Here is a 26,897-nt window from a genome sequence, read left to right on the forward strand (position 1 = left end):
CCGCCGCGCCCGCCCGAAGACGCGCGTCCCGAAGGTACGCACCCCGAAGACACTGCGACCCCGCCACCGAGCCGGTGGCGGGGTCGCGGCGTATGAGCGGCCGGGGTCGGGTCAGGCCGGGGTCAGCCGGATCGGGAGGCTGCTCAGGCCACCGGAGATGAAGCCGCCGGTCGGCTCCAGCTCGTCGGCGGGGACGGCGAGTTCGAGGTCGGGGAAGCGCGCGAACAGCGCCGGCAGCGCGATCCGGGCCTCCATCCGGGCCAGCGGCGCGCCCAGGCAGTGGTGCACGCCGTGGCCGAAGGCGAGGTGCTCGGTGGCCTGCCGCTGGATGTCGAAGTGCGACGCGGTCTCGCCGTGCTGCTTCGGGTCCCGGCCGGCGGCCGCGTAGGCCGGCAGGATCGCCTCGCCCTTGCGGATGGTGGGGCCGCCGGGGATGTCGATGTCGTCGACGGCGAAGCGGAGGGGGAGCGCGGCGATGCTGGGCGCCCAGCGCAGGGTCTCCTCGATGACGTCGTTCCACGACGAAGCGCCCGAGAGGACCATCTTCAGCTGGTCGGGGTGCGTCAGCAGCGCGTGGACGGCGTTGCCGAGCAGGTCGACGGTGGTCTCGTGGCCGGCGCCGATCACGAGCAGCAGGGTGTCCAGCAGCTCCTGCTCGGTCATCCGCTGACCCTCGTCGTCCCGCGCCGACACCAGCAGGCTGGTGAGGTCCTCCCCGGGCTCCTCGCGCTTGGTGGCGACCAGCCCGCTGAGCAGCGCGTGAACGGCCGCCCCGGTGGCACCCGCCTGCTCGGGCGTGGCCGTGGTGTCCATGATGGCCTGGACCAGGCGCGCCAGTTCGGTGCGCTGCTCGCCCTCGGGAATGCCGAACAGCTCGCAGATGACCTGCATCGGCAGCGGGTGGGTGAACGCCTCGCGCAGGTCGACGACGGCCCCCGCAGGAACCGCCGCGAGGTCGTCGATCAGGGCGGAGGTGACGCGCTCGACGCACGGGAGCATCGCGTCGGTACGCCGCGCCGTGAACGCCGGGGCGATCAGCTTGCGCAGCCGGCGGTGGTCGGCGCCGTACGCGGTGAACATGTTGGTCACGCCGATCCAGGACTGCAGCCAGCTGCCCCGGATCTCCTCGCGCTGCCACTCCGGCCAGTGGTCCCGGGGGTTCTTGGAGACGCGCGGGTCGGTCAGCAGCTGCTTGAGCAGGCTGTGGCTGGTGACGGACCAGGCCGTGATGCCGCCGGGCAGCTCGATGAGTGCCGCGGGACCTAGCGCGCGGAGGCGGGCTGCCTCTCCGTGGATGTCCGCTCCGACGGGGTCGATGACGACGGGCTGCTGTCCCATGGCGTAGCTCCTGCCTGGTCGGGAGTAATGGGGCTGAAGCGGGCGGGGAGCGCCGCGAGGGCCCGGTGGAAGGCGCCGTTGCGCCACACCAACTCGTCGCGGTCCACGTCGAGTTCGATGTCGGAGAGCCAGGCGGTCAGCCGCTCGATGGCCGTGGTGGCGATCAGCAGGGCGTCGCGCTGGACGGGGCATCCGTGCGGGCCCGCGGCCCAGGACAGGTGCGAGCCGCTGCCCGAGCGGGTCCGCTCCAGCGGCGCGACGCCGAACTGGCTGTTGGCGGCCGCGTAGGACACCATCACCAGTTGCCCCGCCCGCACCCAGGTGCCGTGGAAGAAGACGTCCCGGACGGGGAAGTGGGCCGAGTAGTTCCCCAGCGGCGGGTCGTTCCACAGCACCTCGTTGATGGCGTCGTGCGCGGTCAGCGCACCGCCGGAGAGGGTGTTGTAGTAGCGGTCGTCGGAGAGCATCCGGGCGAGCGCGTTGCCGATGAGGTTGGCGAGCGGTTCGTTGCCCGCGCCCATCGTCAGAATGATGTTGTGGATCAGTTCCTCGTCGGACAGCCCGTTGGGGTGGTCCATGAACCACGAGGTGAGGTCCTTGCCGCGCTGCGCCTTCTTGGAGCCGACCAGCTCCATGATGTAGCTCTCGTACGCGGCGTTGGCGGCGGCGGCCTCCTCGGGGGAGTTGCCCTCCAGCATCCCGGCGATGGCCTCGATGAGCTGGTCGCTGTAGGAGTCGGGCATCCCGAAGAGGTTGTTGAACATCAGCAGCGGGATGAGCCGGGCGTAGTCGGCGATCAGGTCGACCCGGCCCTCCGCGCCGAAGCGCCGGATCAGGGTGTCCGCGGCGTGGTGGACGCGGGCCCGCAGCTCGTGCGGCTCGACGAGGCGGAAGCCGTCGGTGATGACCTCGCGGTAGCGCTCGTGCGCCGCGCCGTCGCTGAAGAAGACGTTGGGGCGCCAGCCCAGCATCGGCATGATCGGCGAGTCGGCCGGGACGGTCTGCATCCAGGCGCGGGAGTCCTTGGACCAGGTGGTGTCGTCGTGCAGCAGGTCCAGCGCGGCCCGGTAGTCGGTGACCAGCAACGCGGTCACCTCCGGCGCGATCTCGACCGGCGCCAGCGCGCCGAACTGCCGCAGGTGCCGGTAGAACCGGTGCGGGTCGGCGGCGAAGTCCGGGCCGTACAGCTTCACCGGCGCGGAGGCGTCGGGCTGGGCCGGGGAGCGGCCGGCCGCCGGGGACGGCACGGCGCCCGCCGGGCAGCCCGGGGGCGGCTGGGGCACGGCCTGGGCCGGGCAGCCGGGGGGCGGGGTGGCGCCCGGCTGGTGCTGCGGGGAGGTCACGGGTTCTCCTCGGGCGTGTGGGCCAGGACATGGCCGACGAGCGCGATCAGCGCGTCGACGGACTGCTCCCGGTCGCGGGCGTCGCACAGCACGAGCGGCGTCTCGGGGTGCAGGTCGAGGGCGTCGCGGAGCTTTTCGACGTCGTACTGCGGCGCGTCGGGGAAGGTGTTGACGGCGACGGCGTAGCGCAGGCCGGCCTCCTCGACGATGTCCATCACCTCGAAGGAGTCCGCCAGCCGGCGGGTGTCGGCGAGGACGAGGGCGCCCAGCGCGCCGCGGGCGATGTCCTCCCACAGGGGCCGGAAGCGCTTCTGTCCGGGCGTGCCGAACAGGTAGAGCACCAGGTCCCCGGGGAGGGTGAGCCGCCCGAAGTCGATGGCGACGGTGGTGGTGGTCTTGTCCCGGACGCCGGCGAGGTCGTCGACGACCGCGCCGGTCTGCGTCATGACTTCTTCGGTGTGCAGCGGCGGAGTTTCGGAGAGCGCACGGATGAGCGTGGTCTTGCCGACTCCGAACGGCCCGGCGACCAGGAGCTTGACGAGCGTCTGGTCGTCACCGGAGAGGTACATGTTGCCGGTGTCAGGACTTGAGAGAGCGGAGTCCATCGAGAACCCTCTCCAGGATCTGCCGGTCGAATTGCTCGGCTTCGGGAATGGGGACACGGGCGTGCAGACGGCCGGCATCGACAAGGTCGGCCACCAGCACCTTCACCACGCTGACGGGCAGGTGAAGGTGGGCTGCGACCTCGGCCAGAGACAGCGCGCCGGGCTGGAGCAGCTCCAGGATCCGCTGCTCTTCCGGTCGTACATCACTGGTGACCGGCATCCCCGAGCTGTGCAGCAGGGAGAGCCGGTCCAACGTGTTGCGGCTGGGGCGGGCGCGTCCGCCGGTCGCCAGATAGGCCGGTACGAGGCGCCTGTTGCTCTGGCGCGGGGTCATGCCGGGCTACCCAGATCCCGCGCCGGGCTGTTCATGACCTTCTTGCCCAGCGTGGTCACCTGGATCTGCATGTGGTGCGCGACGACGCCCATGTTCACCTCCGGTGCGCAGAAGACGGCCAGGCAGGTGTTCTCGCCTGCCGGGATGGCGAAGACGAAGCCCTCGTCGGACTCGATGACGGTCTGTCGCAGCTTGGCGTCGTCCCGACCGGCGAACGCCGCGGTGACGGCACGGCCGGCGCCCTGCAGGGCGGACATCATCGCGGCGACACCCTCGGCGGAGTCGCGCTGCAGACCGGGCGAGCAGCCCTCGATGAAGCCGTCGCCGGAGATGACGGCTGCGTGGATAACATGCGGCAGCTCCAAGAGGGGTGCCAGCACCCAGGTCTTGTCCTCGGTGACACGGCGGCGGGTGGGGCTGTTCATGACTGGGCGTTCCCTTCAGGACTGCGAGGGGGGTCAGGCTGCACTGCGGCTCGGCCGGATTCGGTGCCTTGCTGGAGAGCGGCCCAGCGGGAGGCGGTCTCTTCCGGGGAGCGCGGCGGGCTCGGTTCGGTGCGCGGGGCACTCTGGTCGAGTTCCGAGGCGGGCTGACGGCGGCGCCGGCGCGGCAGTTCACCCTCGGCGGGCGGCGCCTCTGCCGGCAGTTCCTCGGCGCGCGGTGCCTCGGCGCGCGCAGGCTCGGCGCGCGCGGGCTCGGGGGCCTGGGAGCGGTGCCGGGCGGGGGCCGCACCACGGGCCGCGTCCGCAGCGGTGGCGGGCGCCGTGGTGGCGGGCGCCGTGGTGCCGGGCGCCGTCGCTCCGGTGGGGAGCATGCTGGAGGAACGATCCGGCACGCCGGCGCGGCGCGGCAGCGGAGCCATTACGGACATGGGCTGGGCGCTCTCGTCGAGGACGGTGAGGAGGGGGTCCCCCGGGATGTAGACGACCGCGCGCACACCGCCGTACGGGGACGACTCCACGTGCACGCCGTAGCCGTACTGGCGCACCAGCTGACCGGCGGCCGCGAAACCGGACCGCGGCGGGTCGCCGAGCTGGGTCAGCAGCACGTCGTCGCTGCCGGACAGCAGCTCCGTCGCGCGCTTGATCTCGTCGTCGTGCATGCCGACGCCGTAGTCGTCGATGATGACGGAGGCGCCGCGGTTGCCCTGCTGGAGGGTGACGATGACGGGCAGTTCCTGGTGCGAGTGGTGCAGCGCGTTGGCCAGCAGCTCGGTGACCGTGATCGCGATCGGCTCGACCGCGCGGGCGACGACGGCGACCGGGTCGCGCAGCTGGTTGCTGACCTGGACACGCTCGTAGCCGCGCAGCCGGGAGGTGGCGCCGACGACCAGCTCGGCGAGGTAGGAGTCCTCGCGGGTCAGTCCGGGCCAGGCGCCGCACACCACGCCGGTGGCCTGGACGCGGCGCAGCGCCTGCTCGTTGAGGAAGTCCGCGGTCAGCAGGTCCTGGGCGACGTTGGGGTCGTCGTAGCGGTGCTGCATCTCCTGGAGCGCCGTCTGGAGCTGGTAGAGCAGCGCCTGAATGGTGGTGGTCGCGCCCCGCAGGGTGGACTGGGCGGCGGCGTCGACGCGCTGCCGCTCCGTGGTGACCGCCTCGCTGATCTGGTCCAGCACCGCGCTCAGCGCGTGGTCGGTCTCCGACCCGGCGAAGCGGGAGTCCACCAGGCCCCGTACGGGCACGTGCGGGTGGGCGAGCGCCATCGTGAGGTCGGGGATACGAGCCCCGGCCAGATGCCGGATCTCGGCTTCGGTGGCCCGAAGCCGGGCCGACAACTCCGTGTTGCTGTGGAGTGTGGCGCTGTTCTGTTCCTCAGCGGAGGTCAGGCGCGCTCTGAGATCGACGCGCTGCTTCCATGCGCGGATCAAGAACGCCGCCAGGACCACGGCGGCGGCCGTACCTGCGCTGAGGCACCACAACAGCGCCTCCGGTATGGATGTCATCGAGATCCTCGTGTGGGGTACTGACTGGGTCGGCCGGCCGTCACGGCGTCGTGTTTGCCGATCATCACCGGATGCTACCGGGGAGTTGACGTCCCGTGAGGGCCAGTTCCCGGGGGCGACGGAGAAGTACGGAAGGTCACCTTCCGCCCCCGATGACCGGACGATAACGTGATGCGGCCCTGCCAACCAGGGGGATGGCAGGGCCGATGATCCGGTGAGGCGGAGTCAGGACGCCCGCAGCGATCCGCCTTTGACTCCTTCGACAAAGGCGGTCCAGCCCGCGGCCGGCACGACCAGCACGGGGCCGAGCGGATCCTTGCTGTCCCGGACGGGGACGACACCGGGGAGGTCGTCGACGACCTCGATGCAGTTGTCGGAGGCGGCGCTGCTGTAGCTGCTCTTGCGCCACTGGGCGCAGCTCAGGTCGTACTTGCTCATGGCGTCCTGTAGCTCTCCGCCGCCGAGTCGATCAGGGCCAGGGACGCCTTCGGCGACAGTGCGGCGGCCCTCAGAAGATCGTATTTCGCGCGTGCGTGTTTCACCAGTGACGGATCATCCAGCAGCTGGCCCCAAAACAGCCCTTCTGTATAGAGCGTGGGCGGGGCGTCATCGAACTCCATGAGCCTCAGTGGGTGGTTCATGGCCGCGTGCGCCCCCTCGGCAGACGCAATCACCTGGACTATCACCCTGTGGCTGTGTGCGAGGCCCGAGACATGATCGAGTTGCGTGGCCATGCAGGCAGCTCCACCGACCGGAATCCGCAGCATTTGCTCGTGCACGATCGCCCAATACAACGGCTTCGTAGAGTCTTTGAGGATGTGCGCTCGCGCCAGCCGTGTCGCGATCCTTTGCTCCCTGACCTCGTCCAACTCGAACGGCTCCGCCGCCAGCATCAGCGCGCGGGCGTAGCCCGCTGTCTGAAGCAGCCCAGGCACGAGCACGGGCTCGAATTCGCAGATCTCGGTAGCGAGAGCCTCCAGCTCGGCCACCGCCGCGAAGTAAGACTCGAACGGCGAGGCGCCGATCAGCTTCCGCCACATCCTCTCGAAAAAACGGTCGGATTGTAGGGCCTCGTCGATCCGGATGGCCACATCCAACTGCGGCTTACGAATCGCCTGCTCGAACTGACCGATATAGCCGCCGGATACGAATACCCGGCGGCCTAAGGCGTCCTGCGTCAAGCCCGCATCCTCCCTTCGCCGCTTGAGTTCCGAGCCGAAGAACTCCCACGCCGCCTGTCGCTGACCATTGGCCATGGCTGACTCCCTTGTCCTGCCCGCCAGTTGTAGTGCTGACCTCATTGCGCAGCCTAGTTCCGTCCCGTCACGCTCTGAATGCGAACGGTAGGAATTCTCACGGAAAGTGTGACCGGTGATGCAGCGGATCAAGGCAGTGGAAAGTGCGACGAAGGAATTGCGCGAAGCCCTCGCACGCGAAGGCATCGTGCTGCCTTCGCTGCGCCCCGACCCCGTCTCGTGCGCGAATGAGTACATGCTGCCGCTCGTGGAATTGGGGCGGTGCACGATCGCGGTCGCGCAGCGGCTGACAGAGGCCCTGGGGGACCGGTGAGCGCGGCAGACCGCCCCCCGCTCGGCTCGTTCGTCATGGACACCCGTAGCGCGCGGGTCGGCAAGGTCGTGGCGGCCGACGGCGACCGCCTCCGGCTGCTGCCGATCGGGGGCGGCGGGAAGTGGGACTGCGCCGCGGGCGCCGCACGCCCGGCGACGGTCACGGAGCGGCTGAGCGCGGCCACCGCGTACCTGAACGCGCGCAGCAGAGGGGAGGCGGTCTGAGGCAGGGGACGCGGTCTGAGGCGGGCAGTCAGGGACCTCGTCAACCACTTCTAGGATATTGCGCGTTCGCCACCAGCGGCCCCTTCTCCCGTGAGGAGGCGGCCGCACCGTGAGGGGAAGTCAATGTCGCAACACCGAGCAGGCGTCATCGAGCGGAACATATGGGCCTCGCCGGCGCTCTTCGTGTTGGTTGCGTGGGTGCTGTTCAAGGCGGGCGAGGTGCCGGGCGCCTGGTACGCGTACGGGGCGGGCTGGCTGCCGGCCCTGGCCATGCTCGGCTGGTGCGCGGCCCGACGCCGCGGGCCCGGCATCGGCGCCGTCGTCGGCTTCGGGGTGCTGCTGATCATGGGCGGCCTGTTCTGGCTGAACCACGGGTAATCACCGCGATGATCGAAGTCGCCCGTCGTGGGCTCACGAAGCCGTACGGTCCCGAGCGCGTCGTGGACGATCCGTCGAACACCGTGCGGCCCGGAGCCGTCACCGGATTCCTCGGGCAGGGCGGCGGCCGGGGCGGGACGGCCGATCGGGGCCGGCCGCCGATGCGGGACAATGGCTCCCATGAGTCTGTTCCGCGACGACGGCATCGTGCTGCGCACCCAGAAGCTGGGTGAGGCGGACCGGATCATCACGCTGCTCACCCGTGGCCACGGACGGGTCCGTGCCGTGGCCCGCGGGGTGCGGCGGACGAAATCGAAGTTCGGGGCGCGCCTGGAGCCTTTCTCGCACGTCGATGTGCAGTTCTTCGCGCGCGGCGGCGAGCTGATCGGCCGAGGGCTGCCGCTGTGCACCCAGAGCGAGACGATCGCCGCGTACGGCGGCGGGATCGTGACGGACTACGCCCGCTACACGGCCGGCACCGCGATGCTGGAGACCGCCGAGCGGTTCACCGACCACGAGGGCGAGCCCGCCGTACAGCAGTATCTGCTGCTGGTCGGCGGGCTGCGGACGCTCGCCAACGGTGAGCACGAACCGCATCTGGTGCTGGACGCCTTCCTGCTGCGCTCCCTCGCCGTCAACGGCTACGCGCCCAGTTTCGACACCTGTGCGAAGTGTGGCCTGCCCGGTCCCAACCGGTTCTTCTCGGTGGCGGCGGGCGGCGTCATATGCGGCGACTGCCGGGTGCCGGGGAGCGTCGTACCCTCCTCTGAGGCCATCGGGCTCCTGGGCGCGCTGCTCACCGGCGACTGGGAGACGGCGGACGCCTGCGAGGCGCGGCATGTCCGGGAGGGCAGCGGCCTCGTCGCGGCGTATCTGCACTGGCATCTGGAGCGGGGCCTGCGCTCTCTCCGGTACGTGGAGAAGTAGCACCGCCACGTAGCGAAACAGCGGAAACCGAGACAGCCCTCAACGAGGCATACGAGACATGGGAGACGTGGGCCGCATGGCACGACGCGGGATTCTGGGCCGTAATCGACGCGAGTACGAGACGCCCGAACCGCACCCTTCCGGTGCGCGGCCGCCGAAGATCCCCGGCGAGCTCATTCCGAACCATGTGGCCGTCGTCATGGACGGCAACGGCCGGTGGGCGAAGGAGCGCGGGCTGCCGCGTACCGAGGGCCACAAGGTCGGCGAGGGCGTCGTCATGGACGTCCTCAAGGGCTGCATCGAGATGGGCGTGAAGAACCTCTCGCTGTACGCGTTCTCCACCGAGAACTGGAAGCGCTCGCCCGACGAGGTGCGCTTCCTGATGAACTTCAACCGCGATGTCATCCGGCGCCGCCGCGATGAGATGGACGCGCTGGGAATCCGGATCCGCTGGGTCGGGCGGATGCCCAAGCTGTGGAAGTCCGTCGTGCAGGAACTCCAGGTCGCGCAGGAGCAGACCAAGGACAACGACGCCATGACGCTGTACTTCTGCGTCAATTACGGCGGCCGTGCGGAGATCGCGGACGCGGCGGCGGCGATCGCGGCGGATGTGCGGGCCGGAAAGCTCGACCCGTCCAAGGTCAACGAGAAGACCGTCGCGAAGTACATGTACTACCCGGACATGCCGGATGTGGATCTCTTCGTCCGGCCGTCCGGCGAGCAGCGGACGTCGAATTACCTGATCTGGCAGAGCGCGTACGCCGAGATGGTCTTCCAGGACATCCTGTGGCCGGACTTCGACCGGCGGAACCTGTGGGACGCCTGCCACGAATACGCCCGGCGCGACCGCCGGTTCGGCGCGGCCCCGGAGGAAGGCGGGCCGGCGGCGAAGTAGGCCGGGACGGCAGCAGAGAACGCGGCACGGGCCGCCTCCGAGGGGAGGCGGCCCGTGCCGCGTCTCAGCTCCTGCCGCGTGCTCCGCGGTACCTACCGCTCCTGCGCGGCCTGAGCGGCGCACTCGCCGCAGGTACCGAAGATCTCGATGGTGTGTCCGACATCACGGAAGCCGTGCTCGGCGGCGATCTGGTCGGCCCACTTCTCGACCGCGGGACCCTCCACCTCGACAGCCTTGCCGCAGGCCCGGCACACCAGGTGGTGGTGGTGATCATCGGTGCTGCACCGGCGGTAGACGGACTCGCCGTCGCTGGTCCGCAGCACATCGACCTCGCCGGCGTCGGCGAGGGATTGCAGCGTCCGGTAGACGGTGGTCAGCCCGACCGAGTCACCCCGGTGCTTGAGCATGTCATGGAGCTCCTGCGCGCTGCGGAACTCATCCACCTCGTCGAGTGCGGCCGAGACAGCGGTCCGCTGCCGCGTCGACCGGCCGCGTACCGGAGATCCCGCGCTCGTCGCCACCGTTGCCTCCCTAGGACGTCAGGTATTCCCCCGCTGGCGGGGCCCTCCCGCGCCAAGGGGCGCGAGCGAGTCCGGCCATTGTGCCAGGTGATGACCGGACCCCTGGTGGGACGCTTACGCCTCCCTCCGTCTGCGTGTCGCAGCCGGCCCGCGGTGGTCACACGCTGACGTCGTCCGCCGGGGTGTCCTTCCCGGGTACCTCCAGAGTGCACCTCTCGGCGGCCGCCGCCGAGGCCCTGGCACGTTTTTTCGCAAGGGGCGCCGCCAGACCCGTGAAGAGTACGAAGAGGCCGATGGCGAAGAGCACGATGGTCGCGCCGGACGGCACGTCCACGTAGTACGAGGTCGCGGTGCCGGTAACGGTGACCGCGATGCCGATGCCGATGGCCACCGCGAAGGTCATAGCGAAGCTGCGACTGAGCTGCTGAGCGGCCGCGACCGGGATCACCATCAGCGCGCTGACCAGCAGCAGACCGACGACCCGCATGGCGACCGTGACGGTCACCGCGGCGGTGACGGCGACCAGCAGATTCAGCAGTCGCACCGGCAGACCGGTGACCCGGGCGAACTCCTCGTCCTGGCAGACCGCGAACAGCTGCCGGCGCAGACCGACGGTGATCAGCAGCACCAGCCCGGCCAGCACACAGATCGTCGTCATGTCCTGCGGCGAGACGGTGGTGATCGAGCCGAAGAGATACGTGCCGAGGTTGGCGTTGGACCCGGCGTCCGAGAGGTTCATCAGCATCACGCCGCCCGCCATACCGCCGTAGAACAGCATCGCCAGCGCGAGATCGCCGCGGGTCTTGCCGTACCAGCGGATCAGCTCCATGACGACGGAGCCGAGCACCGCGACGGCGGTGGCGACCCAGATCGGGCTGGTGTTGAGCAGGAAGCCGAGGCCGACGCCGGTGAGGGCGACATGGCCGATGCCGTCGCCCATCAGGGCCTGCCGGCGCTGGACGAGGTAGATGCCGATGGCCGGAGCGGTGACGCCGACGATCAGTGCGGCGATCAGCGCCCGCTGCATGAAGGCGTAGTTGAGGATTTCCATCAGGTCAGCAGCCCCGTCCGGATCGGTTCCGCGGCCACGTCGGCGTGCGGGTGGACATGGTCATGGCCGGGCAGCGCGTGCTGGCCGACGGCCGCGGGCGGCGGACCGTCGTGCACGACGCAGCCGTCCCGCAGGACCACCGCGCGGTCGATCAACGGCTCCAGCGGGCCCAGTTCATGCAGCACGAGCAGCACGGTGACGCCGGCCGCGACTTGTTCGCGCAGCGCGCCGGCCAGCACCTCCTGGCTGGCCAGGTCGACGCCGGCCATCGGCTCGTCCATGATCAGCAGTTCCGGGTCGCCGGCCAGCGCGCGGGCGATCAGCACCCGCTGGTGCTGGCCGCCGGAGAGCGCGTTGACGGAGTCCTTGGCGCGGTCGGCCATGCCCACCAGCTCCAGGGCACGGTGCACCGCCGCCCGGTCGCTCTTGCGCAGCATCCCGAGCTTCGTACGGGCCAGCCGCCCGGCCACCACGACCTCGCGGACGGTGGCGGGCACACCGCTGGAGGCGGTGGTGCGCTGCGGGACGTAACCGATGCGGGCCCACTGCCGGAAGCGCCGGAACGGGGTACCGAAAAGCGACAGTTCGCCGCCGGTGAGAGGCACCTGGCCTATCACCGAGCGCACCGCCGTGGACTTGCCCGAGCCGTTCGCGCCGAGCAGCGCGACGACCTCGCCGCTGCGGACGGTGAGATCGACGCCGCGCAGCACGGGGCGCCCGCCCAGCGCTGCGGCGGCCCCGCGCAGGTCGATGACCGGCTGTTCCATGGTGACCTCCGTCACGTGGTGGGTCGTCTGCCGCGCGGTGCGCTCCGTCACGCGCTGCGCTCGATCTGTCACTTGTTGTCGAATGCCTTCTGGAGGGCGGCGAGATTGGCCTGCATCACGCCGAAGTAGTCCTTGCCGCGGGACTTGTCCGTGATCCCTTCGAGCGGGTCCAGCACGTCGGTCTTCAGGCCCAGGTCGCCGGCCAGCGACTTGGCGGTCGCCGGGTTGGCGATCGTCTCGAAGAAGACCGTGGAGACATGGTGCTTCTTGGCGAGGGCGTGGAGTTCCTTGACGCGGTTGGCGCTGGGCTCGGACTCGGGGTCGAGGCCACTGATGGCCTCCTCGGTCAGGCCGTAGCGCTCGGCGAGGTAGCCGAAGGCCGCGTGAGTGGTGATGAAGGTCTGGGAAGGCCGGTTCTTCAGGCCGTCCTTGAACTCCGTGTTCAGCCCGTCCAGCTTCTTGACCAGGGCATCGGTGTTCTTCTGGTAGTCGGCCTTGTGGTCCGGGTCCGCCTTGGCGAGGGTCTTGTTCACACCCTTCGCGACCTCGGCGTACTTCACGGGATCGAGCCAGATGTGCGGGTCGCTGCCACCCTCGGACTCGGAGTGCGAGTGGTTGTCGCCGGTGGAGTGGTGGTGCCCGTCGACCTCGGTGCCGTGCTTTTCGAGGCCGGTCAGGGAGGCCGCGTCGGCGACGTTGCGGACGTCGGACTGCTGGACGGCGTCGTCCACGGCGGGCTGCAGGCCCTTGAGGTAGACGACCGCGTCGGATTCGCCGAGCTGCGCGGTCTGCTTGGGGCTGAGCTCCAGGTCGTGCGGCTCGACGCCCGGCTCGGTGAGGTTGGAGACCTCGACGTGCTTCCCGCCGATCTCCTCGGCGAGGAACTGCATGGGATAGAAGGACGCCGTCACCTGCACCTTGCCGTTGCTGCCGCCGGCGTCGGGGGTGGAGCAGGCGGACAGGGCGAGCAGTCCGAGCGCCGAGGTGCCGGCTATGACTGCGGTGGATATGTAACGGCGTACGTTCATGACAGTCATTTTCAACAAAGTTGGAAACGGTTGTCAACAAAGTGGCCGGGCGCACACGGGGGCGCACACTGGAGACAAGCCCGCCGACGATGACCCCGGAACCGATTTGATCCAGGGGGTACGGCCGCCGGTACCCTGAGCTATTCGCCCGTCCGCCTACCGACCACCACCCCGTATCGAGGCGCTGGGCGCTGCCCCATCCATCGTTCGTCGTCGTTAATGAAGAGAGCACCGTGGCCGCCGACAAGATCGATACCATCGTCAGCCTGAGCAAGCGCCGTGGCTTCGTATACCCCTCCAGTGAGATCTACGGCGGTTCCCGCGCTGCCTGGGATTACGGGCCCCTGGGCGTCGAGCTCAAGGAGAACATCAAGCGCCAGTGGTGGCGCTCCATGGTCACCTCGCGCGAAGACGTTGTCGGTATCGACTCGTCCGTGATCCTGGCCCCCGAGGTGTGGCAGGCGTCCGGCCACGTGGCCACCTTCACCGACCCGCTCACCGAGTGCACCTCCTGCCACAAGCGGTTCCGCGCGGACCACCTTGAAGAGGCGTACGAGGCGAAGCACGGCAAGCTGCCCGAGAACGGCATGGCCGACATCAACTGCCCGCACTGCGGCAACAAGGGCGGCTTCACCGAGCCCAAGCAGTTCTCCGGCCTGCTCTCCACCCACCTCGGCCCGTCCCAGGACACCGCCTCGGTCGCCTACCTGCGCCCCGAGACCGCCCAGGGCATTTTCACCAACTTCGCCCAGGTGCAGCAGACTTCGCGCAAGAAGCCGCCGTTCGGCATCGCGCAGATGGGCAAGTCCTTCCGGAACGAGATCACTCCGGGCAACTTCATCTTCCGGACCCGTGAGTTCGAGCAGATGGAGATGGAGTTCTTCGTCAAGCCGGGCGAGGACGAGCAGTGGCAGGAATACTGGATGGAGCAGCGGTGGAACTGGTACACCGACCTCGGTCTCCGCGAGGAGAACATCCGGTGGTTCGAGCACCCCGCCGAGAAGCTCTCGCACTACTCCAAGCGCACCGCTGACATCGAGTACCGCTTCAACTTCGGCGGCAGCGAGTTCTCCGAGCTGGAGGGTGTGGCCAACCGCACCGACTACGACCTGGGTGCGCACTCCAAGGCGTCCGGCCAGGACCTCTCGTACTTCGACCAGGAGGCCGGCGAGCGCTGGACTCCGTACGTCATCGAGCCGGCGGCCGGCGTGAACCGCGCGATGCTGGCCTTCATGCTCGACGCGTACATCGAGGACGAGGCGCCCAACGCCAAGGGCAAGATGGAGAAGCGCACGGTCATGCGTCTCGACCCGCGCCTGGCGCCGGTCAAGGTCGCGGTCCTGCCGCTGTCCCGCAACCCGCAGCTCTCCCCGAAGGCCAAGGGCCTGGCGGCGGACCTGCGCAAGAACTGGAACATCGAGTTCGACGACGCGGGCGCCATCGGCCGTCGCTACCGTCGCCAGGACGAGATCGGCACCCCGTTCTGCGTCACCGTCGACTTCGACACCCTCGACGACAACGCCGTCACGGTGCGCGAGCGCGACACCATGAAGCAGGAGCGGGTCAGCCTGGACCAGATCCAGGCGTACCTGGGTGCGCGACTGCCGGGCTGCTGAGCCCTCACGGGCCCGCGCTCCGCGGACACATCCGCGAAGCGCCCCCGTTGACTCAAGCGCCGGTCAGGCTTCGGAGATTCTCCGGCCTGACCGGCGCTTTTGCGTGGTGGGGCGGGTGTTGAGGGTGTTCGTTCGCGGTGATTGGCTTTCCCCCCCGGGGCCCCGCCCCCGCCCCCCGCCCTCCGCCCCGCTGTCGTCATTCGGTTGTTCAGCACGCGCGAGGCACGCACCCGTGCCAGGCACGGTGCCGCGCCAGGCATACAGGCGCGCTGCCGCGCCAGGCACGGTGCCGCGCCAGGCATACAGGCGCGCTGCCGCGCCAGGCATACAGGCACGGTGCCGCTGTCCGTTCAAGCACGCAGGCGCAGGCACCCAGACTTGTAGCCGCGCGGCGCTGTTCGTTCATGTGCGCTGCCTCGCAGGCGCACTGCCGTGCAGCCGCTGTCCGTACAGGCGCTCAGGCCGCAGGTAATGCAGACGTGCAGGCCCGCAGGTATGCAGGGGTCCTGCCGCGCAGACGTGCAGCCGCTGTCCGTTCAGGGGTTCCGGCTCAACTTCTGTGGTGACGCTCCAACGCTCGGTGGATCGGGTCGGCGAACGCAGGGAACCGGCAGCTCAGAGCGATGGTCCGACGCGACCACGAACGCGCACAGCACAGCTCCAGAAAAGTTGAGCCAGGACCCGTTCAGGCGCGCAGGCCGCGCAATACCAGGCTGCGGACGGCGTCGAAGTCGGTGGCGATGTCCGGGCGGGACCACTCCGCGGCGTAGCAGGGGTCGTGGAACCGGCCGGTGGCGTCGAAGACCGCGCGAGCCGTGGTGGTCGGCGAGGCGGTGTCGAAGGCGCCCTCGGTGACGCCGGCTTCGATGATGGTGGTGAGCTGGGATTCGAGGTCGGTGATGTGGCGGTCGACCGCGCCGCCGCTCTCCCCGACGAGCGTCATGTAGGTCGCGAAGAGTTCGGGGTCGTCTCCCGCCTTGTGGCGCTTGGCCTCGAAGAGGGCGGTGAGCCAACGGTCCAGGCGGTCGGCGGCCGGGCCCTCCTCGGTGACGATGGCCGTCAGTTCCTGGCTCGTACGGTCCAGCCAACGCTCCGTGACCGCTTCCCGCAGCGCCGCTTTCGTGCGGAAGTGGCGGTAGACGCTGCCGTGGCTGACGCCCAGGGCGCGCGCGACATCGACGACCGTGGCCTTCGCCGGGCCGTAGCGGCGCAGCACCTCCTCGGTGGCTTCGAGGATGCGCTCGGGGGTCAACGTCTCGGGGGGCATGGGGCGGACGGCCTTTCGGAGGGAGGCGGGCGGAGGGCGGCGGGGCGCCGAGGAGGTGCCTACGCCGGATACCTACGGACGGTACCTGGCGCCCCCTGGGGCCCGCCCCGGCCGGTCAGCGCTCGCTGTCCAGGTGAGCCATCTGCGCGGCGGGGTAGCGGTCTCCGGCGGCGGCTCCGACCGGCACCGCGGCCTCGATCGCGGCCAGGTCATCGGCGTCCAGCCGGTAGTCCGCGGCGCCGAGCGCCTCGGCCAGACGGTCGCGGCGGCGGGCGCCGACCAGCGGGACGATGTCCTCCCCGCGGGAGAGCACCCAGGCGATGGCCGTCTGGGCGACCGAGACGTTCTTCTGCTCCGAGATCTTGCGCAGCGCGTCCACCAGATCGAGGTTGCGGTCGAGGTTCTCGCCCTGGAAGCGCGGAGACATCCCGCGGAAGTCGTTGGCGCCGAGCTTGCGGTCGCGCTGCCAGTGGCCGCTGATCAGGCCGCGGGCGAGCACGCCGTAAGCGGTGATGCCGATGCCCAGTTCGCGAGCGGTGGGCAGGATCTCGTCCTCGATCCCTCGGGAGATGAGGCTGTACTCGATCTGGAGGTCGGAGATCGGGGCGACGGCGGCGGCCCGGCGGAGGGTCTCGGCGCCGACCTCGGAGAGGCCGATGTGGCGGACATGGCCGGCCTCGACCAGCTCGGCGATGGCGCCGATGGTCTCCTCGACAGGGACGGCCGGGTCGAGCCGGGCGATGCGGTAGATGTCGATGTGGTCGCGGCCGAGGCGCTGGAGGGAGTAGGCGGCGAAGTTCTTGACCGCGTCGGGGCGGCCGTCGTAGCCGGCGAAGGCGCCTTCGACGGTGCGCAGGGCGCCGAACTTGACGCTCGTCAGCGCCTTTTCGCGGGCGGCGGCGGGCGCTGTCCGCAGCGCTTCGTTGATCAGCAGTTCGTTGTGGCCCATGCCGTAGAAATCGCCGGTGTCGAGCAGGGTGATGCCGGCGTCGAGGGCGGCGTGAATCGTCGCGATGGATTCGGCGCGGTCGGCGTCGCCGTAGAGGGCGGACATGCCCATGCAGCCGAGGCCGAGGGCGGAGGTCTGCGGGCCGGTGGTGCCGAGGGTACGGGTCTGCACAGTGCGCTCCAGAGGGGTGGCGGGGCGAGGGCGCGAGCGGCCGGTGAGGTGGTCCCGCACAGCAGCTCGTGAGACAACTATGACATGACGGCTGACAGATTTCAATATTTGTCAGTCGGTGCGTGGAGGGGGGAGTCGGACTGGCCCCGCCTCGTCGGTGAATCCACTCGTCGGCGACGCCCCGACGGCTTCTCACGGCGGCTTCTCGCGGCGGAATCTCCCAACGGAATCTCACGACGGAGGCTCCCAGCGCTGGGCCCTCCGGTGGGACCTGCCGCTGGGAGCCTCCGTCGGCCCGTCCTCGATCAGCGCACGGCGCGCGGCAGCCGGAGGGCGAGTGCGGTGGTGCCCAGGACGATGAGCAGTTGCCCGAGAAGGACCGTGAGCAGCGCGTCGCGGATGCCGAGGGACGGCAGGAGAGCGAGGAACAGGGTGCCGAGGGTGGCGACGCCGAGGGCCAGCCCCGACTGCTGGGTGGTCACCATGACGCCGCTGCCCACGCCGGCCTGCGTCACCGGCAGCTCGCTCAGCACGATGCGCACCAGCACCGGGAGCACCAGGCCCTGGCCCACGCCGAGGACCGCCATGCCCGGAGCGAGGCCGGCCACCGACACATCGGGCCAGCCCGCGCGGAAGGTCAGCGCCAGGGCGAGCAGCCCGGTCGCCTGGATCAGCGAGCCGGCCAGGACCACGCGCCGGCCGAAGCGCTGTACCAGCCGTGGCCCGGCCAGCGAGGCGAGGAAGAAGGTGACGCACAGGGGCGCCAGGGCCAGCCCGGCCGCGAACGGCCCGTAGCGCAGGCCGTTCTGCAGGGCGACGGCCACCACGAACATGAAGCCGCCGAAGCCCACGGAGAACGGCACCAGCATGGACAGCCCGCTGTGCACGGAGGGGATGCGCAGAAGCGAGGGCGGGACCAGCGGGGTGCGGCCCGCCTGTTCGGCGCGGCGCTCGACGAGGACGAACGCGGTGGCGACGAACGGGAAGACGCCGAGGAGCAGCCAGGACCACAGGGGCCAGCCGGCCGCCCGGCCCTCGGTCAGCGGCAGCAGCAGCGTGATCAGCGAGGCGGCGAGCAGCGCGGTGCCGGGGCCGTCGACCCGGGACGGACGCGGGGAGCGCGTCTCGGGGACGGTACGGGCGGCCAGCAGCCAGGCCCCGGCGGCGATCGGGACGTTCACGAGGAAGACCGCGCGCCAGCCGCTGCCCGCGAGGTCCGCGGAGACCAGCAGCCCGCCGAGCACCTGGCCGACGGCGCTGGAGACGCCGGCCGTGCCGCCGTACAGGCTGACCGCCTTGGCGCGCCGCTTGCCGGTCGTCGTCGCCTGGATGGTGGCCAGTACCTGCGGCAGCAGCAGCGCGGCCGCGGCGCCCTGGGCGACCCTGGCGATCACCAGCGTCCACGCGTCCGGCGCCAGCCCGCAGGCGAGCGAGGTCACGCCGAAGGCTGCCAGGCCCCACAGGAACAGACGTCGGCGACCGATCATGTCGCCGAGCCGGCCGCCGAGGACCAGCAGCATGGCGTACGAGACGCCGTAGCCGGCGACCACCATCTCCAGCATCGCGGGACCCGCGTGCAGATCACGGTCGATCGTCGGCAGGGCGACGTTGACGATGAAGAAGTCGATCAGTGGGAGGGCCGCGCCGAGGAGCACGGTCAGCAGGCCGAGCGGGGTCAGCAGGGGGGTGGCCGGGGTGGTGGCCGCTGCGGACGCCGGAGAAGCCGGCGAAGCCGGAGAAGGGGCCGGGGTCGTGCCGGCCGGGGCGTGCGGGTCGGTGGTCTGGACTCGGGTATCGCTCACAGGACGACGATCGCCGGAGGCTCAGGGGGGTACCAGAGTCTTCTTATCCTGGTACCGGTGCTACCTGGCAACCGGCTGCCGGCTGCGGCACCCTGGAGGCATGAGCGTGGACGTGACCAGGACGCAGGCTGCCACAGACGACCGTGGCCCGGCTGCCGCGCAGGCCGCCGCCCAGGGTGACCGAAGGGGCAGCCGCACCGGGACCCGTGCGGACGACGCCGTCCGGCGGGCCGAGCTGGCCGCGTTCCTGCGCAGCAGGCGGGAGCGGATCACTCCCGAGCAGGTCCGGCTGCCGCGCGGCAGCCGCCGGCGCACCCCTGGGCTGCGCCGCGAGGAGGTCGCGCAGCTGGCCGCGGTCGGGGTCACTTGGTACACCTGGCTCGAACAGGCCCGGGACATCCATGTCTCGCCGCAGGTGCTGGACGCGGTGGCCCGTGCGCTGCTGCTCGACGGCGCCGAGCGCAGCCATCTGTTCTCGCTGGCCGGAGAGGTCGATCCGCAGCCCGGCACCGAGTGCACCGGCGTCACCGAAGGGATGTGGCAGGTACTGCACCAGCTCTCGCCGTTCCCCGCGGTGGTGCAGAACAGCCGGTTCGACATCCTGGCCCATAACCGGGCCTACGGGCAGCTGATGTGTGATCTCGACGCGCTGCCCAAGGAGGACCGCAACTGCATGTGGCTGGCGTTCACCCACGCGGAGTGGCGGTCCAGGGTGGTCGATCTGGACACCACGGCCCGGCTGATGGCCGCCAAGTTCCGGGCGTCGATGGCCGAGCATGTCGCGGAGCCCGCCTGGAAGGCGCTGCTCGCGCGGCTGTCGGAGGCGTCGCCCGAGTTCCGGGAGGTCTGGGCGCGGCATGAGGTCGTCCGCCCGTCGAGCAGCACGAAGGTCTTCCGGCACCCGGAGGTGGGCCTGCTGCAGCTGTCCGCGACGAGCTTGTGGACGGGCCCCAACCCGGGCCCCAAGGTGCTGGCCTACACGCCCGTGGACGAGGCTTCGCGGGAGCGGCTGGAACGGCTGGATCGCCTCGTGCGGCGGGAGCGGTCGGCGGAGCCGGCGTTCGCCGGGGCGTGAACCGCAACCCCTGCGTGGCCCGGCCGTGACGCCGCGAACTCCGTGACGCCGGTGACGCGGGTGACGCTGTCAGGCGTCGGGCTGCCAGGCGTAAGGCCGCGGCACCACAGCCCGTTTCCCGCACCGCGAACCCCTGCGCGGTCAGGAGTTGGCGTTCGCCGCACTCCGGTCGGGGGATCCCTCGTCGAAGAGGGCGGCCGTGCGCCGGGCGGTGCCGCGTGCCCAGGCGCCGGTGGTCAGGGCGCCGAGCGCGAGGACCGCCGCGCCGCAGCCGGTGATGATCCACCATGCCGGGCGGGCGGCCGCGGTGAAGGCGGCGTCGCTCGCCGCGTCGTGGGCCCCGCTCGCCAGCACGGCGCCGATCACCGCGACGCCGAGCGTCTGCCCGACCTGCCTGCTGGTGGAGGCGACCGCGGCGGCCACCCCCGCCTGGGCCCGCGGCATCCCGGACACCGCGGTGTTGGTGATCGGTGCGTTGACCAGCCCGAAGCCGATGCCGAACAGGACGTAGCCGGTGAACAGCAGCGCCGTGCTCGACTCGGCGTCGAACGCGGCGAACAACACCCCGCTCAGAGCCATCATGATGCCCGCGAGCAGCAGGGACAGCCGGGGACCACGGCTGCCGACCAGCCGGCCGGACAGCGGCGCGAAGACCAGCGTCATGCTTGCCATGGGCAGCATGTAGAGGCCCGCGTCCAGGGCGGACAGGCCACGGACGTTCTGCAGATAGAGGGTGTTCATGAACAGGAAGCCGCCGAGCGAGGCGAAGGCGCATACGGCGATGGCGGTGGCCCCGCTGAACGGCGCGCTGTGGAAGAACCGCAGATCGATCAGGGGTTCACGGCGCCGCCGCTCGTAGCCGAGCAGACCCGCGAGGGAGGCAAGCGCCAGCAGGGCGAAGCCGAGAATCTGCGGGGAGTGCCAGCCGGCTTCGGGGGCCTCGATGATCGCGTACGTCAGCGAGCCGAGCAGCGTGATCACCAGCAGCTGGCCGACGGGGTCGACGCGGCGCGGTGCGGGGGCGCGCGACTCGGGGACGTAGCGCAGGGTGAGGAACAGCGCCAGGGCGGCGATCGGGACGTTGAGCCAGAAGATCGAGCGCCAGCCGGCGGTCTGCACCAGCAGTCCGCCGATGACCGGACCGGCCGCCATGCTGATGCCGACGACGCCGCCCCAGATCCCGATGGCGCGGGCCCGCTCGCGCGGCTCGGTGAAGGTGTTGGTGATGATCGACATCGCGACCGGGTTGAGCATCGAGCCACCCACGGCCTGCACCATCCGGAAGACGACCAGCCACTGCAGATCGGCCGCGAGGCTGCACAGCAGCGACCCGAGGGCGAAGACGACCAGCCCGATCAGGAAGATCCGGCGCCGGCCCAGCCGGTCGGCGGTCGAGCCGGACAGCATCAGCAGCGACGCCAGCACGAGGGTGTAGGCGTCGATGGTCCACTGCATGCCGGAGACCGAGGCGTGCAGCTCGCGCTGCATCGACGGCAGGGCGACGTTGAGGATGGTGTTGTCGAGGCTGACGATCAGCAGGCTCATGCAGCAGATCGCCAGCACGAGCAGGCGCCGCCGGTGGCTGAGCTCAGGCATGGTTGAACGTTACAACGACGTGGTGACCGGTCCTGGCGTGACCGGTCGCCCGGTGCGGGACAATGGGAGGTCGCACGACCGTGCCGCCCCGTCCGGCCCGCGACCCACCTCACCCGACCGCCGAAGGAATCCGCCTCCCATGACTTTGCTGCAGATCGGTCCGCACACGGTGCAGCCGCCTGTCGTGCTCGCACCGATGGCCGGGATCACCAACGCCCCGTTCCGGACGCTGTGCCGGGAGTTCAGCGGTGGCAAGGGCCTGTTCGTCAGCGAGATGATCACGACGCGGGCGCTGGTCGAGCGCAACGAGAAGACCATGCAACTGATCCACTTCGACGCGACCGAGAAGCCGCGCTCCATCCAGCTGTACGGCGTCGACCCGGACACCGTCGGCAAGGCCGTCCGCATGATCGCCGACGAGGACCTCGCCGATCACATCGATCTGAACTTCGGCTGCCCGGTGCCGAAGGTGACCCGCAAGGGCGGCGGCTCCGCGCTGCCGTACAAGCGGAATCTGCTGCGCTCGATCCTGCGCGAGGCGGTGGCGAACGCGGGCGCGCTGCCGGTGACGATGAAGATGCGCAAGGGCATCGACGACGACCACATCACCTACCTCGACGCCGGGCGGATCGCCGTCGAGGAGGGGGTCACCGCGATCGCGCTGCACGGCCGGACCGCGGCCCAGCACTACAGCGGCACGGCCGACTGGGACGCCATCGCGCGGCTGAGGGAGCACGTCCCGGAGATTCCGGTGCTCGGCAACGGCGACATCTGGTCGGCGGACGACGCCGTGCGGATGATGCGCGAGACGGGTTGCGACGGCGTCGTCGTGGGACGCGGCTGCCTGGGCCGGCCGTGGCTCTTCGGCGATCTGGTGGCGGCGTTCGAGGGCACGGGTACGGCCGCGCAGCCGACGTTCAAGGAGGTCGCGGCCGTGATGCTGCGGCACGCCACGCTGCTCGGCGAGTGGATCGGGGACGAGACGCGCGGCGTGATCGATTTCCGTAAGCACGTCGCCTGGTACACCAAGGGCTTCTCGATCGGCTCCGAGATGCGCCGGAATCTGGCGGTGACCTCCTCTCTCGACCAGCTGGACGCCCTGCTGTCCGAGCTGGACCTGGACCAGCCGTGGCCGGCGGGCGCGGACGGCCCCCGCGGGCGTACCTCGGGCCGCGACCGGGTCGTCCTGCCCGACGGCTGGCTGAACGACCCGTACGACTGCGCGGGCGTGGACGCGGACGCGGAGCTGGACACCTCGGGCGGCTGAACCCACCCGGCGTGCCCGGCCGCGACCGTCACCGGGCGGCGCCACGCCGCGTGCGGCGCAGGCGGCGCTGGGCCGGACGGTGGGAGCGCTCGGATCAATGGCGGTATCGAGCTCCTGCGGCGGGAATGGATGGGGCGCGCGGCGCACACGCGAGGGCGTACGGGCGACCCCAGGGAGATGCTGTGGTGAGCGGGCACCGTTCCATCAGGGACACGGAGAAGGCGGTACAGGCCAAGCTCGGCGACGCGGCCATCCGCCACGAGCCGATGGCCGCGGTGGCGAACATCTACCGCGCCGCGGCCGCCGTACGCCAGCACCTCGAGAACTCGGTGCTGCGCACCGTCGACCTGACCTGGACCGCCTTCGTCGTCCTCTGGGTGGTGTGGATCTGGGGCGAGCGGGAGACCCGCCGGGTCGCCGAGGAGGCGGGGATCTCCAAGGGCACGCTCACCGGCGTCGCCCGCACCCTGCAGAGCCGCGGCCTGCTGGAGCGCAACGGCCACCCCACCGACGGCCGGCTCGCGCTGCTCTCGCTCACGCCCGAGGGCGAGCGGCTGATGGCCCGCCTCTTCCCGCAGTTCAACGCCGAGGAAGCCTTCGTCACGGACGGGCTGGCGGACGACGAGGCGCTGACGCTGGCGGACCTGCTGCGCCGCGTCGTGGTGCAGGTCGAGACGCACGGCGCGGACCGCAGGCTGGAGCTGCTGGACGGCAAGGACCCGCGGCCACGACGCAGCGGGCGACGCGCGAAGAGCTGAGCGGGCAGGTCCCACATCCGGTCCGCTCAGCTGAGCGGCATCCGTCCGCCGAGCCGTATACGACCCCGGACGTCGACGCGCTGTTCCCGCCGCTCGCGAACTATGGCTTGATGCGGACGCTCGCGCCGCATGGACCGGCGGGCGCTCCCGGCCTGGCCCGTGGGCCCCGATCGCGTGGCTCGCGGGGGGCAGCTGTCGACGGCGCGGGGCGGGCCCGCGCGCAGGTGGGCGCCTCTCTCGACCAGGTGGCCGAAAGTGCGCCGGCAGCGCTGGTCCCTTCCGCCGCGGAGGTCGCCTTCGGGGCCCGCGGGGAGGCTCGGACCTCGCGGTTCAGGTCCGTCCGACGGCCCGCCAGGGGGTCCGGATGGTGGAATCCGGAGCCCTTCCAGCGCGTGATTCTCGCCACCTCTGATAGGGGGTGCGCTCAGATGAGCGTTTCGAGTGGGACTCCACCTCTCCAATGGTGGCACCGGGTGCCACGCGTCATGCGTTCGATTGATCAAGGGATCTGTTGCTTTCCGTAGCACAGATGCCGACTTCCGGTTGCGTAGCGGAGTGCTGCATTCAGGTAATGAAGTCAGGGGGAAAGTGGAGATCACTTTCGATCTACTGGCGGACGGCTGGTTACGCGCGCATGTCGACCAAGTGGACGTACCCATGTGCCTTCGATCTGGGTATGTTCCTCGCCGTCAGGGCAGCCGTCCGCGAGGAGTCCAGTTCCGTGTCGGAAACACAAGATCCCCACGTAACCCAGCACGAGACCGCGAAGTTCGTCTACGACTTCACCGAGGGCAACAGGGACCTCAAGGACCTCCTCGGTGGCAAGGGCGCGAACCTCGCCGAGATGACCAACCTGGGTCTTCCCGTCCCCCCGGGCTTCACCATCACCACCGAGGCATGCAAGGTCTACCTCGACAGTGGTACGGAGCCTGCGGCACTGCGTGCCGAGGTCTCGCAGCACCTCGACGCCCTTGAGCAGAAGATGGGCAAGAAGCTCGGCCAGGCCGACGACCCGCTGCTCGTATCGGTGCGTTCCGGTGCGAAGTTCTCCATGCCCGGCATGATGGACACCGTTCTCAACATCGGGCTGTCGGACGCGTCGGTTTCCGGCCTCGCCGCGCAGGCCGGTGACGACCGGTTCGCGTGGGACTCCTACCGCCGCCTCATCCAGATGTTCGGCAAGACCGTGCTGGACGTCGACGGCGAGCTGTTCGAGGAGGCGCTGGAGGAGGCCAAGCAGGCCAAGGGCGTCAGCGTCGATGTCGACCTGGACGCCGCCGATCTCCAGGCGCTCGTCGACCAGTTCAAGCAGATCGTCGCCAAGGAGACCGGGCGGGACTTCCCGCAGGAGCCCCGCGAGCAGATGGACCTCGCCGTGCGCGCGGTCTTCGACTCGTGGAACACCGACCGCGCCAAGCTCTACCGCCGCCAGGAGCGCATCCCCGGCGACCTCGGCACCGCGGTCAACGTCTGCTCGATGGTCTTCGGCAACCTCGGCCCCGACTCGGGCACCGGCGTCGCCTTCACCCGCGACCCCGCCAGCGGCCACCAGGGCGTCTACGGCGACTACCTGCAGAACGCGCAGGGCGAGGACGTCGTGGCCGGTATCCGCAACACCGTGCCGCTCGCCGACCTCGAAGGCATCGACAAGGCGTCGTACGACGAGCTGATGCACATCATGGAAACGCTCGAAACGCACTACAAGGACCTGTGCGACATCGAGTTCACCATCGAGAGCGGCAAGCTGTGGATGCTGCAGACCCGCGTAGGCAAGCGCACCGCGGGCGCCGCCTTCCGTATCGCCACGCAGCTCGTCGACCAGGGCCTGATCGACGAGGCCGAGGCCCTCCAGCGGGTCAACGGCGCGCAGCTCGCGCAGCTGATGTTCCCCCGCTTCGACCTGGGCGCGAAGTCCGAGATGATCGGCCGCGGCATCGCCGCGTCGCCCGGCGCCGCGGTCGGCAAGGCCGTCTTCGACTCCTACACCGCCGTCAAGTGGTCCCGGTCCGGCGAGAAGGTCATCCTCATCCGCCGGGAGACCAACCCCGACGACCTCAACGGCATGATCGCCGCCGAGGGCATCCTCACCTCCCGCGGCGGCAAGACCTCGCACGCCGCCGTCGTCGCCCGCGGCATGGGCAAGACCTGTGTCTGCGGCGCCGAGGACCTGGAGGTCGACACCAAGTCCCGCCGGATGACGACCCCCGAGGGCACCGTCATCGAGGAAGGCGACGTCGTCTCCATCGACGGCTCCTCCGGCAAGGTCTACATCGGCGAGGTACCGGTCGTACCGTCCCCGGTCGTGGAGTACTTCGAGGGCCGGATGCACGCCGGCGCCGAGGACGCGGACGAGCTGGTCAAGGCCGTCCACCGGATCATGGCGTACGCGGACCGGGTGCGCCGGCTGCGCGTGCGGGCCAACGCCGACAACGCCGAGGACGCCGCCCGCGCCCGCCGCTTCGGCGCCCAGGGCATCGGCCTGTGCCGCACCGAGCACATGTTCCTCGGTGAGCGCCGCGAGATGGTCGAGCGCCTCATCCTGGCCGACACCGAGACCGACCGGGACGCCGCGCTCAGCCAGCTGCTGCCGCTGCAGAAGGCCGACTTCATCGAGCTGTTCGAGGCGATGGACGGCCTGCCGGTCACGGTCCGCCTCCTCGACCCGCCGCTGCACGAGTTCCTGCCCGACATCACCGAGCTGTCGGTACGGGTCGCGCTCGCCGAGGCCCGCAAGGACGCCAACGAGAACGACCTGCGCCTGCTCCAGGCCGTGCACAAGCTGCACGAGCAGAACCCGATGCTGGGTCTGCGCGGTGTGCGTCTGGGCCTCGTCATCCCCGGTCTGTTCGCCATGCAGGTACGGGCGATCGCCGAGGCCGCGGCCGACCGGAAGAACGCCAAGGGCGACCCGCGCGCGGAGATCATGATTCCGCTGGTGGGCACCGTCCAGGAGCTGGAGATCGTCCGCGAGGAGGCCGAGCAGGTCATCGCCGAGGTCGAGAAGGCACGCGGCGTCAGCCTCAAGCTCACCCTCGGCACGATGATCGAGCTGCCCCGCGCCGCGCTGACGGCCGGCCAGATCGCGGAGTCCGCGGACTTCTTCTCGTTCGGCACGAACGACCTCACGCAGACCGTGTGGGGCTTCTCCCGCGACGACGTCGAGGCCAGCTTCTTCACCGCGTACCTGGAGAAGGGCATCTTCGGCGTCAGCCCGTTCGAGACGATCGACAAGGACGGCGTCGGCTCGCTGGTCCGCAACGCCGCCGAGGCGGGCCGTGCCACGCGCCCCGACCTCAAGCTCGGTGTGTGCGGTGAGCACGGCGGTGACCCGGAGTCGGTGCACTTCTTCCACGAGGTGGGCCTGGACTACGTCTCCTGCTCGCCGTTCCGCATCCCGGTCGCACGACTGGAAGCGGGCCGTGCGGCGGCCGAGTCCAAGGGCAGTGACAGCCGCTAGTCCCAGCGGCACGGGGA

26 protein-coding genes are annotated in these 26,897 nt (G+C 70.3%); 10 read left to right on the forward strand and 16 right to left on the reverse strand.

Annotated features, from left to right (window positions below; genetic code table 11):
- Nucleotides 1-111: 111 nt before the first annotated feature.
- The 8 genes from ACH4FH_RS22680 to ACH4FH_RS22715 all read right to left on the reverse strand — a co-directional run bounded on the left by ACH4FH_RS22680 (nucleotide 112) and on the right by ACH4FH_RS22715 (nucleotide 6,818).
- Nucleotides 112-1,338, reverse strand: coding sequence for a cytochrome P450 (locus ACH4FH_RS22680; protein ID WP_398557688.1), 1,227 nt, complete (start codon nucleotides 1,336-1,338; stop codon nucleotides 112-114).
- Complete coding sequence (locus tag ACH4FH_RS22685; protein WP_398557689.1) at nucleotides 1,263-2,681, reverse strand: cytochrome P450; 1,419 nt, start codon at nucleotides 2,679-2,681, stop codon at nucleotides 1,263-1,265. Before ACH4FH_RS22685 ends, ACH4FH_RS22680 begins: the two co-directional genes overlap by 76 nt.
- Nucleotides 2,678-3,286, reverse strand: coding sequence for a GTP-binding protein (locus ACH4FH_RS22690; RefSeq protein WP_398557690.1), 609 nt, complete (start codon nucleotides 3,284-3,286; stop codon nucleotides 2,678-2,680). The genes ACH4FH_RS22685 and ACH4FH_RS22690 overlap by 4 nt, the downstream gene beginning before the upstream one ends.
- On the reverse strand, nucleotides 3,261-3,620 hold the full coding sequence (locus ACH4FH_RS22695) for a DUF742 domain-containing protein (protein WP_398557691.1): 360 nt from the start codon (nucleotides 3,618-3,620) through the stop codon (nucleotides 3,261-3,263). Before ACH4FH_RS22695 ends, ACH4FH_RS22690 begins: the two co-directional genes overlap by 26 nt.
- Nucleotides 3,617-4,045 carry a roadblock/LC7 domain-containing protein gene (locus ACH4FH_RS22700; RefSeq protein WP_398557692.1) on the reverse strand — a complete coding sequence of 143 codons (429 nt, stop codon included), beginning with the start codon at nucleotides 4,043-4,045 and terminating at the stop codon, nucleotides 3,617-3,619. Before ACH4FH_RS22700 ends, ACH4FH_RS22695 begins: the two co-directional genes overlap by 4 nt.
- The gene (locus ACH4FH_RS22705; RefSeq protein WP_398557693.1) at nucleotides 4,042-5,562 is read right to left on the reverse strand and encodes an ATP-binding protein; all 1,521 of its coding nucleotides are present in this window, start codon (nucleotides 5,560-5,562) and stop codon (nucleotides 4,042-4,044) included. Before ACH4FH_RS22705 ends, ACH4FH_RS22700 begins: the two co-directional genes overlap by 4 nt.
- A 225-nt stretch (nucleotides 5,563-5,787) precedes the next feature.
- Nucleotides 5,788-6,000: a DUF397 domain-containing protein gene (locus tag ACH4FH_RS22710; RefSeq protein WP_398557694.1), complete on the reverse strand. Its 213-nt coding sequence runs from the start codon at nucleotides 5,998-6,000 to the stop codon at nucleotides 5,788-5,790.
- Entirely contained in the window at nucleotides 5,997-6,818 is an 822-nt protein-coding gene (locus ACH4FH_RS22715) for a helix-turn-helix domain-containing protein (RefSeq protein ID WP_398557695.1), read from the reverse strand. The genes ACH4FH_RS22710 and ACH4FH_RS22715 overlap by 4 nt, the downstream gene beginning before the upstream one ends.
- Before the next feature lie 118 nt (nucleotides 6,819-6,936).
- Here ACH4FH_RS22715 and ACH4FH_RS22720 point away from each other — a divergent pair, with 118 nt between their 5' ends.
- The 5 genes from ACH4FH_RS22720 (at nucleotide 6,937) to ACH4FH_RS22740 (ending at nucleotide 9,555) form a co-directional block, all read left to right on the forward strand.
- Nucleotides 6,937-7,131, forward strand: a complete 195-nt coding sequence (locus ACH4FH_RS22720; protein WP_398557847.1) for a hypothetical protein — start codon at nucleotides 6,937-6,939, stop codon at nucleotides 7,129-7,131.
- On the forward strand, nucleotides 7,128-7,355 hold the full coding sequence (locus ACH4FH_RS22725) for a hypothetical protein (protein WP_398557696.1): 228 nt from the start codon (nucleotides 7,128-7,130) through the stop codon (nucleotides 7,353-7,355). The genes ACH4FH_RS22720 and ACH4FH_RS22725 overlap by 4 nt, the downstream gene beginning before the upstream one ends.
- Before the next feature lie 123 nt (nucleotides 7,356-7,478).
- Complete coding sequence (locus tag ACH4FH_RS22730) at nucleotides 7,479-7,733, forward strand: hypothetical protein (protein WP_398557697.1); 255 nt, start codon at nucleotides 7,479-7,481, stop codon at nucleotides 7,731-7,733.
- A 180-nt stretch (nucleotides 7,734-7,913) separates the two neighbouring features.
- Nucleotides 7,914-8,660: a DNA repair protein RecO gene (gene recO / locus ACH4FH_RS22735; protein WP_398557698.1), complete on the forward strand. Its 747-nt coding sequence runs from the start codon at nucleotides 7,914-7,916 to the stop codon at nucleotides 8,658-8,660.
- Nucleotides 8,661-8,736: 76 nt separating this feature from the next.
- Nucleotides 8,737-9,555, forward strand: coding sequence for an isoprenyl transferase (locus ACH4FH_RS22740; protein ID WP_398557699.1), 819 nt, complete (start codon nucleotides 8,737-8,739; stop codon nucleotides 9,553-9,555).
- Between the two features lie 92 nt (nucleotides 9,556-9,647).
- Here the strand turns inward: ACH4FH_RS22740 and ACH4FH_RS22745 are convergent, their stop codons facing one another.
- The 4 genes from ACH4FH_RS22745 to ACH4FH_RS22760 form a co-directional block, all read right to left on the reverse strand.
- On the reverse strand, nucleotides 9,648-10,076 hold the full coding sequence (locus tag ACH4FH_RS22745; RefSeq protein WP_398557700.1) for a Fur family transcriptional regulator: 429 nt from the start codon (nucleotides 10,074-10,076) through the stop codon (nucleotides 9,648-9,650).
- Nucleotides 10,077-10,233: 157 nt separating this feature from the next.
- Nucleotides 10,234-11,127 (reverse strand): metal ABC transporter permease, encoded by an 894-nt coding sequence (locus ACH4FH_RS22750; RefSeq protein ID WP_398557701.1) that lies wholly within the window; start codon nucleotides 11,125-11,127, stop codon nucleotides 10,234-10,236.
- Nucleotides 11,127-11,894 (reverse strand): metal ABC transporter ATP-binding protein, encoded by a 768-nt coding sequence (locus ACH4FH_RS22755; RefSeq protein WP_398557848.1) that lies wholly within the window; start codon nucleotides 11,892-11,894, stop codon nucleotides 11,127-11,129. The genes ACH4FH_RS22750 and ACH4FH_RS22755 overlap by 1 nt, the downstream gene beginning before the upstream one ends.
- Nucleotides 11,895-11,962: 68 nt before the next feature.
- Nucleotides 11,963-12,922, reverse strand: coding sequence for a metal ABC transporter substrate-binding protein (locus ACH4FH_RS22760; RefSeq protein WP_398557702.1), 960 nt, complete (start codon nucleotides 12,920-12,922; stop codon nucleotides 11,963-11,965).
- A 233-nt stretch (nucleotides 12,923-13,155) separates the two neighbouring features.
- Between ACH4FH_RS22760 and ACH4FH_RS22765 the strand changes: the two genes are divergently transcribed.
- Entirely contained in the window at nucleotides 13,156-14,538 is a 1,383-nt protein-coding gene (locus tag ACH4FH_RS22765) for a glycine--tRNA ligase (protein ID WP_398557703.1), read from the forward strand.
- A 685-nt stretch (nucleotides 14,539-15,223) separates the two neighbouring features.
- Here the strand turns inward: ACH4FH_RS22765 and ACH4FH_RS22770 are convergent.
- The 3 genes from ACH4FH_RS22770 to ACH4FH_RS22780 all read right to left on the reverse strand — a co-directional run bounded on the left by ACH4FH_RS22770 (nucleotide 15,224) and on the right by ACH4FH_RS22780 (nucleotide 18,727).
- Nucleotides 15,224-15,805, reverse strand: coding sequence for a TetR family transcriptional regulator (locus ACH4FH_RS22770; protein ID WP_398557704.1), 582 nt, complete (start codon nucleotides 15,803-15,805; stop codon nucleotides 15,224-15,226).
- A 115-nt stretch (nucleotides 15,806-15,920) separates the two neighbouring features.
- Nucleotides 15,921-16,925, reverse strand: coding sequence for an aldo/keto reductase (locus tag ACH4FH_RS22775; protein WP_398557705.1), 1,005 nt, complete (start codon nucleotides 16,923-16,925; stop codon nucleotides 15,921-15,923).
- Nucleotides 16,926-17,230: 305 nt separating this feature from the next.
- Complete coding sequence (locus ACH4FH_RS22780) at nucleotides 17,231-18,727, reverse strand: MFS transporter (RefSeq protein WP_398557706.1); 1,497 nt, start codon at nucleotides 18,725-18,727, stop codon at nucleotides 17,231-17,233.
- Between the two features lie 100 nt (nucleotides 18,728-18,827).
- Here ACH4FH_RS22780 and ACH4FH_RS22785 point away from each other — a divergent pair, with 100 nt between their 5' ends.
- Nucleotides 18,828-19,802 (forward strand): helix-turn-helix transcriptional regulator, encoded by a 975-nt coding sequence (locus ACH4FH_RS22785; RefSeq protein WP_398557707.1) that lies wholly within the window; start codon nucleotides 18,828-18,830, stop codon nucleotides 19,800-19,802.
- A gap of 141 nt (nucleotides 19,803-19,943) precedes the next feature.
- Here ACH4FH_RS22785 and ACH4FH_RS22790 read toward each other — a convergent pair whose 3' ends face one another.
- Complete coding sequence (locus ACH4FH_RS22790) at nucleotides 19,944-21,398, reverse strand: MFS transporter (protein ID WP_398557708.1); 1,455 nt, start codon at nucleotides 21,396-21,398, stop codon at nucleotides 19,944-19,946.
- A 139-nt stretch (nucleotides 21,399-21,537) separates the two neighbouring features.
- Here ACH4FH_RS22790 and dusB point away from each other — a divergent pair, with 139 nt between their 5' ends.
- From dusB to ppdK, 3 genes are all read left to right on the forward strand, one after another.
- Nucleotides 21,538-22,665 (forward strand): tRNA dihydrouridine synthase DusB, encoded by a 1,128-nt coding sequence (dusB, locus tag ACH4FH_RS22795; RefSeq protein ID WP_398557709.1) that lies wholly within the window; start codon nucleotides 21,538-21,540, stop codon nucleotides 22,663-22,665.
- Between the two features lie 185 nt (nucleotides 22,666-22,850).
- Nucleotides 22,851-23,423, forward strand: coding sequence for a MarR family winged helix-turn-helix transcriptional regulator (locus ACH4FH_RS22800; RefSeq protein ID WP_398557710.1), 573 nt, complete (start codon nucleotides 22,851-22,853; stop codon nucleotides 23,421-23,423).
- Between the two features lie 721 nt (nucleotides 23,424-24,144).
- Complete coding sequence (gene ppdK / locus ACH4FH_RS22805; protein ID WP_398557711.1) at nucleotides 24,145-26,880, forward strand: pyruvate, phosphate dikinase; 2,736 nt, start codon at nucleotides 24,145-24,147, stop codon at nucleotides 26,878-26,880.
- The last annotated feature ends 17 nt before the right edge of the window (nucleotides 26,881-26,897 follow it).

The sequence above is a fragment of the Streptomyces sp. NPDC017993 genome, from assembly GCF_044328065.1.
Taxonomy (GTDB): Bacteria; Actinomycetota; Actinomycetes; order Streptomycetales; family Streptomycetaceae; genus Streptomyces.